This window comes from Streptomyces sp. NPDC032745 (assembly GCF_055579465.1).
This window is the reverse complement of record NZ_JBVING010000004.1, coordinates 144,207-156,591: the sequence shown is the minus strand read 5'-3', so window position 1 is coordinate 156,591 and position 12,385 is coordinate 144,207. Positions and strand designations below refer to the sequence as shown.

Genomic DNA, 12,385 nt, shown 5'->3' with positions numbered 1-12,385 from the left:
GCCCGCGAGCACGCGTACGAGCCCGGTCCGGGGATGCCCCGGACCGGGCTCGGCGCATTGATCCGGCCGCGCCCGCTGAAGCGGACTATGCCAGGCGAATGCCGTGATTCGGCCCGGTGAGCGGGACATGGCACGATGCAGTGCATGTCCTCCGCACCGAACGGTCTCTCCCCGTACCCGATCGTGCAGGCTCCCATGGCGGGCGGTGCCTCCTGTCCGCCGCTCGCCGCCGCCGTGTGCGAGGCGGGCGGGCTGGGCTTCCTGGCCGGCGGCTACAAGACCGCCGACGGCATGTACCAGGAGATCAAACGGCTGCGCGCGCTCACCCGGCGCCCGTTCGGCGTGAACCTCTTCATGCCGCAGACCGGCTACGTGGACCCGGCCGCCGTGGAGGCGTACCGCGGGCAGCTGGCCGGCGAGGCCAGCTGGTACGACATCTCCCTGGCCGACGAGGACATCATCGGCACCAGCGACGACGGCTACGACGCCAAGCTCGCGATCCTCCTCGAAGACCCCGTTCCCGTGGTCTCGTTCACCTTCGGCTGCCCCACGCCCGTGGTCCTCGCCTCCCTGCGCAAGGCGGGCACGTACTCGGTCGTCACCGTCACCTCGGTGGACGAGGCCCGCGCCGCACAGGCCGCGGGCGCCGACTCCGTCTGCGTCCAGGGCGTGGAGGCCGGCGGCCACCAGGGCACCCACCGCGACGACCCGCAGGCCGACGGCACGGCGGGCGTGGGCCTGCTCGCGCTGGTGGCGCAGGTGCGGGAGGCCGTGGCCCTCCCGATCATCGCGGCGGGCGGCCTGATGCGCGGCTCGCAGATCGCGGCGCTGCTGGCGGCGGGCGCGGAGGCGGCGCAGCTCGGCACCGCGTTCCTGGCCTGCCCCGAATCGGGGGCGCACCCGCTGCACAAGAAGGCGCTGACGGACCCCCTGTTCGCCCACACGGAGCTGACCAGGGCGTTCTCGGGGCGGCCGGCCCGCGGCCTGGTGAACCGCTTCATGCGGGAGCACGGGCCGTACGCCCCGGCCGCGTACCCGCAGATCCACCACATGACCGCCGGGCTGCGCAAGGCCGCCGCCGCGGCCGGGGACCCGCAGGGCATGGCCCTGTGGGCGGGCCAGGGGCACCGGCTGGCGCGGGCCCTGCCCGCGGGGGAGCTGGTGGAGGTGCTGGCGGCCGAACTGGCCGAGGCCCAGAGTGCGTTGAAGGCAATGCAGAAGAGGAGTACGTCATGACCGCCCCCGTGTTCGTGGTCGAAGAGGTCCCCGCGGGGCCGGAGTTCGTGCTCGACGGCCCGGAGGGCCGGCACGCGGTCTCCGTGAAACGGCTGAACCCGGGCGAGGACGTGGTCCTCACCGACGGGCGCGGTCACTGGACGGAGGGCGTGGTCAAGGCCGCCGAGGGCAAGGACCGGCTGGTCGTCACGGACCTGCACGCCATCGAGGAGGAGCCGGAGCCGGCCGTCCGGATCACGGTCGTCCAGGCCCTGCCCAAGGGGGACCGCGGCGAGCTCGCCGTCGAGACCATGACCGAGACCGGCGTGGACGCGATCGTCCCCTGGCAGGCCTCGCGCTGCATCACCCAGTGGCGCGGCGACCGCGGCGCCAAGTCCCTGGCCAAGTGGCGGGCCACGGCCCGGGAGGCGGGCAAGCAGTCCCGCCGGGTCCGCTTCCCCGAGGTGGCGGAGGCCATGTCCACGAAGCAGGTCGCGGCGCTGCTGGCCGGCGCCGACCTGGCGATGGTCCTCCACGAGGACCGGGACGCGCCCTCGGGGGCCCTGGCCACGGCCGAGCTCCCGGCCGGGGGCTCCATCGTCCTGGTCGTCGGACCGGAGGGCGGGGTCTCCCCGGAGGAGCTGGCCGTCTTCGCGGAAGCCGGCGCCCACCCCTACCGCCTGGGCTCCTCGGTCCTGCGCACCTCCACCGCCGGCACCGCGGCGACGGCGGTCCTGCTGGCGCGCACCGGCCGCTGGTCCTGAAAACGCGTATGAGGCCGCCGACGGCGCCGGTTACGATGCCGGAGCTGATCAACGTCGGCGTCGACGGCCCGTCAACGCCACTGTCACGGAAGGCGGAGCAATGGCCGGGGAACCGCAGGCGGACTGCCTGTTCTGCAAGATCGTCGCGGGGAACATCCCGGCGACCGTGGTCCGGGAGACCGAGACGACGTTCGCCTTCCGGGACATCAACCCGCAGGCGCCCACGCACGTCCTCGTGATCCCGCGCGTGCACTACCCGGACGCCGCCTCGCTCGCCGCCGCCGAGCCGGCCGTCGCCGCCGACCTGCTGCGCGTGGCCGGAGAGATCGCCGCCGAGGAGAAGATCGACGGCCACGGCTACCGGATCGTGTTCAACACCGGCGCCGGCGCAGGCCAGACCGTGTTCCACGCGCACGCGCACGTCCTCGGCGGGCGCGGCCTCCAGTGGCCCCCCGGATAGACCGTGTCCGTACGAGAGTTCGTGGTGCTGGGTACCGCCAGTCAGGTGCCCACCCGCCACCGCAACCACAACGGCTACCTCCTGCGCTGGGACGGCGAGGGCATCCTCTTCGACCCGGGCGAGGGCACCCAGCGCCAGATGCTCCGCGCCGGGGTGGCCGCGCACGACATCAACCGGATCTGCATCACCCACTTCCACGGTGACCACAGCCTCGGCCTCGCCGGGGTGATCCAGCGCATCAACCTGGACAGGGTCCCGCACCCCGTCACCGCGCACTACCCGGCCTCCGGGCAGAAGTTCTTCGAACGGCTCCGCTACGCCACCGCCTACCGGGAGACCGTCCCGCTCCGCGAGGAACCCGTGGCCGAGGACGGGACGCTGGCCCAGGGGCCCTCGTACACCCTCGAGGCCCGCAGGCTCTCGCACCCGGTCGAGTCCTTCGGCTACCGGCTCACCGAGCCCGACGGGCGCCGGATGGTGCCCGGACTGCTCGCGCAGCACGGGATCAAGGGGCCCGACGTGGGCCGGATCCAGCGCGAGGGGCAGCTGGGCGGGATCACGCTCGACGACGTCAGCGAGCACAAGCCGGGGCAGAGCTTCGCCTTCGTCATGGACACCCGGCTGTGTCCCGGCGTGGACGAGCTCGCCGCGGGCTGCGACATGCTGGTGATCGAGTCCACGTTCCTCGACGAGGACGAGGCGCTGGCCACCGACCACGGGCACCTCACCGCCGGCCAGGCGGCCCGCGTCGCGCGCGACGCGGGCGTACGGCACCTGGTGCTGACACACTTCTCGCAGCGCTACGGAGACCCGCAGGAGTTCGAACGCCAGGCCCGCGCGGCCGGCTTCGAGGGCGAACTGACGATCGCCGCGGACCTCGTACGGGTCCCCCTGCCCAAGCGAGGCTAGCGGGACCGCTCGCGCTCCCGGTCGCGGGAGCGGCGGGCCGCCGGGGAGAGCAGCAGCACCCGGCGCGGGGTGCGGCGTACGCGGACGGACGCGCCCGCCGGCTGCGGTCCGGTCGCGGGGCCGGGCCGGACCGCCGTGGCCGGGGTGCCGCCGCGGCGGACCGGCTCCTCGGCCGGACCCGGCCCGCGCCCGCCGGCGCGCAGTGCGACCGCGGTCATCGGGCCGGCCACCACCAGCAGCAGCGCGCCCAGCACCAGCCCCATGCCCCGGAAGCCGAACCCCTCGGCGAGCAGGCTGCCCGCCACGGGCCCGCATGCCGTGCCCAGCGAGGAGGCGGAGCCGGCGAGCACCGCCCAGCGGCCGCGCGCGTCCAGGGCCGCCGCGAGGCCGATCAGGTACGAGAGGACGACCGGGTAGACCGCGTTCCACAGGATCTCCCCGGCGGCGAAACCGGCGAGCCCGTCCGCGGACGCGGTCAGCACCACGCAGCCGGCGATGGCCGCCGTGCCCGCGCCGATCGGGACCGCCCGCCCCAGCCGGGCCCCGAACGCGGAGGCGGCCGTGACCCCGAGCAGGCCCGCGCCCAGCGCCACCGCGAAGACGGCGCCGAGCGTGGCCTCGGGCAGGCCCGCCTGCTCGGCGCCGATCCGGCCGCTGACGCCCCACAGGGCCTCCTGGGTCAGCGACCAGAGCAGCAGGCAGCCCGCCAGCACCGCCCCGGCGCGCGGGTACGGCAGCCGCCCGGAGCCCCGTACGGCGGGGCCCGGGCGGGTGGGCCCGCCGAGGCGGCCGGTCGCGGGCCAGGCCAGGGCCGCGACCAGGGCGATGGCCGCGAACGGCAGCGCGTGCCCGCCGCCGAGACGCGGCAGGGTCAGGTACAGGGCCCCCGCGGTCGCCGAGACCGACAGCAGCCCGAGGGAGGAGGTGCGGTGCGGATCGCGCTGCCCGGCGATCCCCGAGGCGGCCACGGCGGTGGCGGTTCCGGAGCCGAAGCCGCCGACCACCACGCCCGCGACCACCAGCGGCAGCAGCGTGGTCGCGGCCGCCGTGCCGTAGCCGAGGGCGGCGAGCAGCAGTCCGAGCCGGGCCAGCGGGCGCTGTCCGTGACGGGGGATGCGGGAGGCCAGGGTGAGTCCGGCCGTGGCGGAGCCGAGCAGCAGCGCCGTGCCGACGAGCCCCGCCTGCGCGGGACTCAGCGGGAGATGGGCGTCGAGCCGTCCGACGACGGTGGGAAGCAGGTACGGGGCGACGTAGCCGGCCGTGAAGAGGGCCACCAGGGGCCAGGCGGCGGGCGGCGCGGAGGTGTTGTCGGACACGGCTGTTCCCGGTGGTGCTCAGGTGCGGCGAGAGGATCCGCGGAGCCGCGGCGCCTTTGTCTATCAAGTGGTTCACGATGCGGAGAAGAGCGACCCGATCGTGATCTGCGACACACTGTGTTTGGGCCTGCCGGGGGAGGGCAGGGTTGGCAGCTTTCCGCCGCATTACCCGCAGGCAGAAACGACCCTTCGCATCAAACGGGGAGTACACCGTGACCAGTCGGGACAGCACCACCACTCTCACCCCGGCCGTGGACCCGCTCGGTCCGCTGCGGGACCCGCAGGAACCGTGGTGCGACGTGTTCCTGACCGGCACGGTCTTCCTGGACATCATCTTCACCGGCCTCGACTCCGCCCCGGTACGCGGTACGGAGTCCTGGGCGCGCGGCATGGGCTCCAGCCCCGGGGGAGTGGCCAACATGGCCACCGCGCTGGCCCGGCTCGGCCTGCGGACCTCGCTGGCCGCGGCGTTCGGCGACGACCACTACGGCGAGTACTGCTGGGACGCGCTCGAGCAGGGCGAGGGCATCGACCTGTCGATGTCGCGGACCATCCCCGGCTGGCACAGCCCGGTCACGGTCTCGATGGCGTACGAGGGCGAGCGCACGATGGTCTCGCACGGCCACGAGGCCCCGCCCCCGGCGGCCCCCGGGCCGTTCCCGCAGTGCCCGCCGCGCACCCGGGCAGCCGTGGCCTCGCTGGGCCCGGGGCGGACGGACCCGTGGATCGCGGAGGCGGCGCGGCGCGGATCGCGGATCTTCGCGGACGTGGGGTGGGACGAGAGCGGGCGCTGGGACCTGGGGGACCTGCCGGACCTGGAGCACTGCGAGGCCTTCCTGCCGAACGCGGGTGAGGCCATGCGGTACACGCGGACCGACTGCCCGAGGGCGGCGGCGCGGGCGCTGGCGCAGAAGGTGCCGCTCGCGGTGGTGACGATGGGCCCGGAGGGCGCGTACGCGGTGGACGGGCGGACCGGCGAGGAGGCGGAGGTCCCCGGGATCACGGTGGACGCGCTGGACCCGACGGGGGCGGGCGACGTCTTCGTGGCGGGCTTCGTCACCGGCACCCTGGCGGGGTGGCCGCTGGCGGACCGGCTGGCCTTCGCGGGCCTGACGGCGGCCCTGTCGGTCCAGGAGTTCGGCGGCTCGCTGTCGGCCCCGGGCTGGCCGGAGGTGGCCCACTGGTGGCGCACGGCCCCCGAGGCCCTGCGGCCGCGCTACGGCTTCCTGGACGAGCTGGTCCCGCCGGGTACCGAGCCGGCCTCCCGCCGCAGGGCGGTCCCGACCATCGGCTTCCGCCACCCGGCGTAGCGGGCAGGGCTCGGGGAGGGCTCCGGGGGCGCCGGAAAACCCCTCGGGGATGGCGCGGCGGAGTCGTACCCTTGGTACTCCGGAGGTCGTCGATCGGCGCGGCCCCTCAGCGGGAGGTATGTGCAGGCCACAGTGCCGGCCCATGACTCAGACACCCACAGCCCAGACACCGGCGCCGGGGCAGGCGCGAGCCCACTTCACCGTTCCGGCCAGGCACCCGATGGTCGCGGTGCTCGGCTCTGGTGACGCCCTGTTGCGCGTGATCGAGAAGGCCTTCCCGAAGGCCGACATCCATGTTCGGGGCAATCAGGTCAGCGCGGTCGGCGATGCGACGGAAGTCGCCCTGATCCAGCGCCTGTTCGACGAGATGATGCTGGTGCTCCGCACCGGGCAGCCGATGACGGAGGACGCAGTGGAACGCTCGATCGCCATGCTCAAGGCGAGCGGCAACGGCAACGGCCCGGACGAGACGCCCGCAGAGGTGCTCACCCAGAACATCCTCTCCAGCCGCGGCCGCACCATCCGGCCCAAGACCCTCAACCAGAAGCGGTACGTCGACGCGATCGACAAGAACACGATCGTGTTCGGCATCGGCCCCGCCGGTACCGGCAAGACCTACCTCGCCATGGCCAAGGCGGTCCAGGCCCTGCAGTCCAAGCAGGTCAGCCGGATCATCCTGACCCGCCCCGCCGTCGAGGCCGGCGAGCGGCTCGGCTTCCTGCCCGGCACGCTCTTCGACAAGATCGACCCGTACCTGCGCCCGCTGTACGACGCGCTGCACGACATGATCGACCCGGACTCGATCCCGCGGCTGATGGCGGCGGGCACGATCGAGGTCGCCCCGCTCGCCTACATGCGCGGCCGCACCCTCAATGACGCGTTCGTCGTCCTCGACGAGGCGCAGAACACGACCGCCGAGCAGATGAAGATGTTCCTGACCCGCCTCGGCTTCGACTCGAAGATCGTCGTCACCGGTGACGTCACGCAGATCGACCTGCCCGGTGGTGCAAAGAGCGGTCTGCGGCAGGTGCAGGAGATCCTCGAAGGGGTTCCCGACATCCACTTCTCGCGGCTCACGTCCGAGGATGTCGTCCGGCACAAGCTGGTCGGCCGTATCGTCGATGCGTACGAGAAGTACGACGACAGCCAGGACGCCCAGCAGTCCCGGAACGGCTACCAGCGGAAGTAGAACCCAGCGCACCATGTCGATCGACGTCAACAACGAGTCCGGAACCGATGTCGACGAGCGGGCGATCCTCGACATCGCCCGCTACGCACTCACCCGGATGCGGATCCACCCTCTGTCCGAGCTCTCGGTCATCGTCGTCGACGAGGACGCCATGGAGCAGCTCCACATCCAGTGGATGGACCTGCCCGGACCCACCGACGTCATGTCCTTCCCGATGGACGAGCTCCGTCCGCCGGCGAAGGACGACGAGGAGCCCCCGCAGGGGCTCCTCGGCGACATCGTGCTCTGCCCCGAGGTCGCCAAGAAGCAGGGCGAGGACGCCCCGACGCAGCACTCCATGGACGAGGAGCTCCAGCTCCTGACCGTCCACGGGGTGCTGCACCTGCTCGGGTACGACCACGAGGAGCCGGACGAGAAGGCCGAGATGTTCGGCCTCCAGGCGGCCATCGTCGACGGCTGGCGCGGTGAGCGCGGCATGACCGGTCCGTCCCCGGCCCCGACCGTCTCGTGACCGCCCCGCAGCTGATCACCGGCGCGGTGCTGCTGGTGGTGGTGGCCTGGTTCGCGGCGTGCGCCGAGTCCGGGATCGCCCGGATCTCGAGCTTCCGCGCCGAGCAGGCCGTACGGGAGGGTCGGCGCGGCAGCGCGAAGCTCGCGCAGGTCGCCGCCGACCCGACCCGCTACCTCAACGTGGCGCTGCTCGTGCGGGTCACCTGCGAGATGGCGGCCGGTGTGCTCGTCACGTACGTCTGCCTCGACGAGTTCGGCGACAACTGGAAGGCGCTGCTCATCGCGATCGCGGTGATGGTGCTCGTGTCCTTCGTGGCCGTCGGCGTCTCCCCGCGCACCATCGGCCGCCAGCACCCCCTCAACACGGCGACGGCGGCCTCGTACGTCCTGGTCCCGCTCGCCCGCGTCATGGGGCCCATCCCGCAGCTGCTGATCCTCATCGGCAACGCGCTCACGCCCGGAAAGGGCTTCCGCAAGGGGCCGTTCGCCTCCGAGGCCGAGCTGCGCGCGATGGTCGACCTCGCGGAGAAGGAGTCGCTGATCGAGGACGAGGAGCGCCGGATGGTGCACCAGGTCTTCGAGCTCGGCGACACCCTCGTGCGCGAGGTGATGGTGCCGCGCACCGACCTGGTCTGCATCGAGCGGTACAAGACGGTCCGTCAGGCGACCACGCTGGCGCTGCGGTCGGGTTTCTCGCGCATCCCGGTGACCGGGGAGAACGAGGACGACATCGTCGGCATCGTGTACCTGAAGGACCTGGTCCGCAAGACCCACATCAGCCGGGAGGCGGAGGCCGACCTGGTCACGACGGCGATGCGGCCGGCGGTGTTCGTACCGGACACCAAGAACGCGGGCGATCTGCTGCGGGAGATGCAGCAGGTGCGCAACCACGTGGCCGTGGTCATCGACGAGTACGGCGGCACGGCGGGCATCGTCACGATCGAGGACATCCTCGAGGAGATCGTCGGCGAGATCACCGACGAGTACGACCGCGAGCTCGCGCCCGTCGAGGACCTGGGCGAGGACAGCTACCGGGTGACGGCGCGGCTCGACATCACCGACCTCGGCGAGCTGTTCAAGGTCGAGGACTACGACGACGAGGACGTGGAGACGGTCGGCGGGCTGCTGGCGAAGGCGCTGGGCCGGGTGCCGATCGCGGGCGCCTCGGCGGTCGTGGAGCTGCCGGACGGGCGGCCGTTGCGGCTGACGGCCGAGTCCCCGGCGGGTCGGCGGAACAAGATCGTGACGGTGTTGGTGGAGCCGGTGGCGGCGGGCGAGGGCGAGGAGGGCGAATGACGCCGGCGGAGCTGCGCGCGTTCTGCCTGGGTTTCAACGCGGCGGTGGAGGAGTTCCCCTTCACGCCCGAGACCTCGGTGTTCAAGGTGCTGGGGAAGGTGTTCGCGCTGACCGCGCTGGACGCCGGCCCGCTGAAGGTCAACCTCAAGTGCGAACCGGAGCTGGCGGTTCGGCTGCGGGAGGAGCACGAGGCGATCGTGCCGGGCTGGCACATGAACAAGCGGCACTGGAACACGGTGACGGTCGGCGGCCTGCCCGACGCACTGGTGCGGGAGCTGATCGAGGACTCGTACGACCTGGTGGTCGCGGGCCTGCCGAGGGCGGAGCGGCTGCGGCTCGACCGGCCGTGAGGGCGGAACGGGGAGGGGACGAAGGTCCCGGCGCTCTGTGACCTTTGGATCGCAGGATTTCCTTATTGAGCGCTTAGGTTTGATCCCGCGTGGCACAAGATCCCGGGGGGACGCGGGGGCGGAGGGGAGGGCGTCTGGGCAGGGCCGTTGTGCGGCGCTGCCCAGACGCTCCATATGCTTTCGCCCATGACCGACACCACCGGGATCAACCCCGAGGACAGCAAGATCATCACGCTGGCGCGCAGCGCCCGGGCCCGCAACGGGGTGCCCGAGGGTGCGGCGGTGCGGGACGAGACGGGCCGTACGTACGTCGCCGTGACGGTGGAGCTCGAGTCCCTGAAGCTGAGCGCGCTGCAGACGGCGGTCGCGATGGCGGTGGCGAGCGGGGCCGAGTCCCTGGAGGCCGCGGCCGTGGTCAGCTCGGCGGAGGCGGTGGCCGACGCCGACCGCGCGGCGGTCCGCGACCTCGGCGGCCCGGACACCCCGGTCCTCCTGGCCGGCCCGGACGGCATCCTCAAGTCCGCCACCCCGGCAGGCGCCTGACCCGGCGGGGGCCCGCGGCCACCCTGTCCACGCCTTACGCTGCGGCGACGCCGGCGACGCCGGCGACAGCGGCAGGGCGGCGGCGGATCACCATCGCCATCAGCGCCGCCATCGCGCACAGCGCGCCCGACGCGTACCAGACCAGGTCGTACGAGCCGAAGGCGTCGCGGGCCAGACCGCCCAGGAAGGCCACCGCCGCCGCGCCCACCTGGTGCGAGGCCAGGACCCAGCCGAAGACGATCGCGCTGTCCTCGCCGTAGTGCTCGCGGCAGAGCGCGATGGTCGGTGGGACGGTCGCGACCCAGTCCAGCCCGTAGAACACGATGAAGAAGACCATCGGCGGGTGCACGGACGGCGCCAGCAGCATCGGCAGGAACAGCAGCGAGATCCCGCGCAGGGCGTAGTACACCGCCAGCAGGCGGCGCGCCTCGAAGCGGTCCGTGAACCAGCCGGAAGCGATGGTGCCGATCACGTCGAAGACGCCGACCACCGCCAGCAGCCCGGCCGCTGCGGTCACCGGCATGCCGTGATCGTGCGCAGCCGGTACGAAGTGGGTCTTGACCAGCCCGTTCGTCGAGGCCCCGCAGATCGCGAAGGTGCCCGCCAGCAGCCAGAACGGGCCGGTGCGGGCCGCCTTGAACAGCACCGCCACCGTCCGCCGCGCCGCGCCCGCCACCGGGGCGGGCCTCTCCACGTACGTGCCCCCGTACGGCGCGAGTCCCATGTCCGCCGGGTGGTCGCGCAGCAGCAGCCACACGAACGGGACGACGGTCAGGGCCGCCAGCGAGACCGTCACCGCCGCCGGGCGCCAGCCGTGGTGCTCCACCAGCCAGGACAGCAGCGGCAGGAAGACCAGCTGACCGGAGGCCCCGGCCGCGGTGAGGATGCCGGTGACGAGCCCGCGCCGGGCGGTGAACCAGCGGTTGGTCACCGTCGCCGCGAAGGCCAGCGCCATGGAGCCGCTGCCCAGGCCCACCAGCACGCCCCAGAACAGCACCAGCTGCCAGGACGCCGTCATCCACAAGGTGGCCACGGTGCCGCCGGATATGACCAGCAGGGCCAGGGCCACCACCTTGCGGATGCCGAAGCGGTCCATCAGGGAGGCGGCGAAGGGGGCGGTGAGCCCGTACAGCGCGAGGTTCACCGAGACGGCGAGGCCGATCGTGCCGCGCGACCAGTCGAACTCCTCGTGCAGCGGCTCGATGAGCAGTCCGGGCAGGGAGGCGAAGGCGGCGGCGCCGATGATCGTCACGAAGGCGACGGCCGCGACGAACCATGCGCGGTGGATACGGCCGGGGACGGCCGGGGCCGGGTCGGTGGCGGTGGGGGTGGCGGTGGGGGCGGGGTTGGGGGCTGTCTGCGTCACGCAGAAAGCTTCCGGCCCGGAGGGGCCCATACGACAGTGGCCTGACCGACACCCTTCGATACGATTGGGCCATGGCCCCTCACCGTGTCGTCGTCCTCGCGCTCACCGGGCTGCTGCCCTTCGAGCTCGGCATTCCGCACCGGATCTTCGGCCGCGCCAAGGATCCCGCCGGGGAGCCGCTGTACGAGATCCTCACCTGCGCCCTCGCCTCCGGGCCGGTGCGCACCGACGCCGACTTCGCGGTCCAGGTCGAGCACGGCCCCGAACTGCTGGCCACGGCCGACACCGTGGTGGTGCCCGCCTCCTACGAGCTGGGCCCGGTGTACGAGGAGGGCAGGCTGAGCGACGAGCTCGCCGCGGCGCTCGCGCACATCCGGCCCGGGACGCGGCTCGTCTCCATCTGCACGGGCGGGTACGTCCTGGCCGCCGCCGGATTCCTGGACGGCCGCCCGGCCACCACGCACTGGGCCCACGCCGAGCACTTCCAGCGGCTCTTCCCGGCCGTACGGGTGGACGCCGGCGTGCTCTACACCGACGACGGGGACGTGTTGACCTCGGCCGGGGTCGCCGCCGGCATCGACCTGTGCCTGCACATCGTGCGCCGCGACCACGGCGCGGCCGTCGCCAACGACGTAGCCCGGCGGACCGTCGTGCCGCCCCACCGGGACGGCGGGCAGGCCCAGTTCGTCGACCGTCCGGTGCCGCAGCCGCAGCTGGCCAGCACTGCGGCGGCCCGCGCGTGGGTGCTGGACCGGCTGCACGAGCCGGTACGGCTGGTCGACCTGGCCCGGCAGGAGGCCATGTCGGTACGGACGTTCACGCGCCGGTTCCGGGAGGAGTCCGGGGTCAGCCCCGGCGAGTGGATCGTCGGCCAGCGGGTGGAACGCGCCCGGCGGCTGCTGGAGCGGACGGATCTGCCGATGGAACAGGTGGCGCGGGAGACGGGGTTCGGGACGGCGCAGTCGCTGCGCAAGCACGTGCAGGCGGCGCTGGGGGTGAGCCCGACGGCGTACCGGCGTACGTTCCGTGCGACGGGCGGCGTCGGCGAGGGCGCCGGTGGGGGTGCCGGTGGGGGTGCCGGAGAGGGCGGGAGCCTGTCATCTCCTGATGGGCCATCAGTTGATGCCGGGTCCGTGCATTGACTTCTCCTGCATCCC

13 protein-coding genes are annotated in these 12,385 nt (G+C 73.1%); 11 read left to right on the top strand and 2 right to left on the bottom strand.

Translation table 11 applies throughout. The features are described from left to right. Nucleotides 1-144: 144 nt before the first annotated feature. The 4 genes from ACZ5WG_RS11990 to ACZ5WG_RS11975 all read left to right on the top strand — a co-directional run bounded on the left by ACZ5WG_RS11990 (nucleotide 145) and on the right by ACZ5WG_RS11975 (nucleotide 3,348). A complete protein-coding gene (locus ACZ5WG_RS11990) occupies nucleotides 145-1,236 on the top strand; it encodes a nitronate monooxygenase (protein ID WP_468722510.1) in 1,092 nt (363 codons plus the stop codon). Further along, nucleotides 1,233-1,979 carry a 16S rRNA (uracil(1498)-N(3))-methyltransferase gene (locus tag ACZ5WG_RS11985; RefSeq protein ID WP_468722509.1) on the top strand — a complete coding sequence of 249 codons (747 nt, stop codon included), beginning with the start codon at nucleotides 1,233-1,235 and terminating at the stop codon, nucleotides 1,977-1,979. Before ACZ5WG_RS11990 ends, ACZ5WG_RS11985 begins: the two co-directional genes overlap by 4 nt. Before the next feature lie 100 nt (nucleotides 1,980-2,079). Beyond that, the gene (locus ACZ5WG_RS11980) at nucleotides 2,080-2,439 is read left to right on the top strand and encodes a histidine triad nucleotide-binding protein (protein ID WP_468722507.1); all 360 of its coding nucleotides are present in this window, start codon (nucleotides 2,080-2,082) and stop codon (nucleotides 2,437-2,439) included. Nucleotides 2,440-2,442: 3 nt separating this feature from the next. Continuing rightward, nucleotides 2,443-3,348 (top strand): ribonuclease Z, encoded by a 906-nt coding sequence (locus tag ACZ5WG_RS11975; protein WP_468722505.1) that lies wholly within the window; start codon nucleotides 2,443-2,445, stop codon nucleotides 3,346-3,348. On the opposite strand, the gene ACZ5WG_RS11970 is transcribed toward ACZ5WG_RS11975, so the two are convergent. Then, nucleotides 3,345-4,664, bottom strand: coding sequence for an MFS transporter (locus tag ACZ5WG_RS11970; RefSeq protein ID WP_468722503.1), 1,320 nt, complete (start codon nucleotides 4,662-4,664; stop codon nucleotides 3,345-3,347). The genes ACZ5WG_RS11975 and ACZ5WG_RS11970 overlap by 4 nt on opposite strands. A gap of 212 nt (nucleotides 4,665-4,876) precedes the next feature. Here ACZ5WG_RS11970 and ACZ5WG_RS11965 point away from each other — a divergent pair, with 212 nt between their 5' ends. From ACZ5WG_RS11965 to ACZ5WG_RS11940, 6 genes are all read left to right on the top strand, one after another. Further along, a complete protein-coding gene (locus tag ACZ5WG_RS11965) occupies nucleotides 4,877-5,974 on the top strand; it encodes a carbohydrate kinase family protein (protein ID WP_468722502.1) in 1,098 nt (365 codons plus the stop codon). A gap of 142 nt (nucleotides 5,975-6,116) precedes the next feature. After that, nucleotides 6,117-7,163: a PhoH family protein gene (locus tag ACZ5WG_RS11960; RefSeq protein WP_468722500.1), complete on the top strand. Its 1,047-nt coding sequence runs from the start codon at nucleotides 6,117-6,119 to the stop codon at nucleotides 7,161-7,163. Between the two features lie 13 nt (nucleotides 7,164-7,176). Continuing rightward, nucleotides 7,177-7,674, top strand: a complete 498-nt coding sequence (gene ybeY / locus ACZ5WG_RS11955; RefSeq protein ID WP_468722499.1) for an rRNA maturation RNase YbeY — start codon at nucleotides 7,177-7,179, stop codon at nucleotides 7,672-7,674. Further along, nucleotides 7,671-8,969: a hemolysin family protein gene (locus ACZ5WG_RS11950; protein ID WP_468722497.1), complete on the top strand. Its 1,299-nt coding sequence runs from the start codon at nucleotides 7,671-7,673 to the stop codon at nucleotides 8,967-8,969. Before ybeY ends, ACZ5WG_RS11950 begins: the two co-directional genes overlap by 4 nt. Then, a complete protein-coding gene (locus ACZ5WG_RS11945) occupies nucleotides 8,966-9,319 on the top strand; it encodes an MmcQ/YjbR family DNA-binding protein (protein ID WP_468722496.1) in 354 nt (117 codons plus the stop codon). The genes ACZ5WG_RS11950 and ACZ5WG_RS11945 overlap by 4 nt, the downstream gene beginning before the upstream one ends. 186 nt (nucleotides 9,320-9,505) lie before the next feature. Continuing rightward, nucleotides 9,506-9,862, top strand: coding sequence for a cytidine deaminase (locus ACZ5WG_RS11940; protein ID WP_468722494.1), 357 nt, complete (start codon nucleotides 9,506-9,508; stop codon nucleotides 9,860-9,862). A gap of 34 nt (nucleotides 9,863-9,896) precedes the next feature. Here ACZ5WG_RS11940 and ACZ5WG_RS11935 read toward each other — a convergent pair whose 3' ends face one another. Beyond that, on the bottom strand, nucleotides 9,897-11,228 hold the full coding sequence (locus tag ACZ5WG_RS11935; protein WP_468722492.1) for an MFS transporter: 1,332 nt from the start codon (nucleotides 11,226-11,228) through the stop codon (nucleotides 9,897-9,899). Between the two features lie 71 nt (nucleotides 11,229-11,299). Between ACZ5WG_RS11935 and ACZ5WG_RS11930 the strand changes: the two genes are divergently transcribed. After that, nucleotides 11,300-12,370, top strand: a complete 1,071-nt coding sequence (locus ACZ5WG_RS11930; protein WP_468722490.1) for a GlxA family transcriptional regulator — start codon at nucleotides 11,300-11,302, stop codon at nucleotides 12,368-12,370. Nucleotides 12,371-12,385: the final 15 nt, after the last annotated feature.

Excerpts from the sequence above, each read along its gene's own strand:
- ACZ5WG_RS11980 (WP_468722507.1), top strand. The coding sequence starts at position 2,080 with ATGGCCGGGGAACCGCAGGCGGACTGCCTGTTCTGCAAGATCGTCGCG.
- ACZ5WG_RS11940 (WP_468722494.1), top strand. The coding sequence starts at position 9,506 with ATGACCGACACCACCGGGATCAACCCCGAGGACAGCAAGATCATCACG.
- ybeY (WP_468722499.1), top strand. The coding sequence starts at position 7,177 with ATGTCGATCGACGTCAACAACGAGTCCGGAACCGATGTCGACGAGCGG.
- ACZ5WG_RS11990 (WP_468722510.1), top strand. The coding sequence starts at position 145 with ATGTCCTCCGCACCGAACGGTCTCTCCCCGTACCCGATCGTGCAGGCT.
- ACZ5WG_RS11960 (WP_468722500.1), top strand. The coding sequence starts at position 6,117 with ATGACTCAGACACCCACAGCCCAGACACCGGCGCCGGGGCAGGCGCGA.
- ACZ5WG_RS11945 (WP_468722496.1), top strand. The coding sequence starts at position 8,966 with ATGACGCCGGCGGAGCTGCGCGCGTTCTGCCTGGGTTTCAACGCGGCG.
- ACZ5WG_RS11930 (WP_468722490.1), top strand. The coding sequence starts at position 11,300 with ATGGCCCCTCACCGTGTCGTCGTCCTCGCGCTCACCGGGCTGCTGCCC.
- ACZ5WG_RS11985 (WP_468722509.1), top strand. The coding sequence starts at position 1,233 with ATGACCGCCCCCGTGTTCGTGGTCGAAGAGGTCCCCGCGGGGCCGGAG.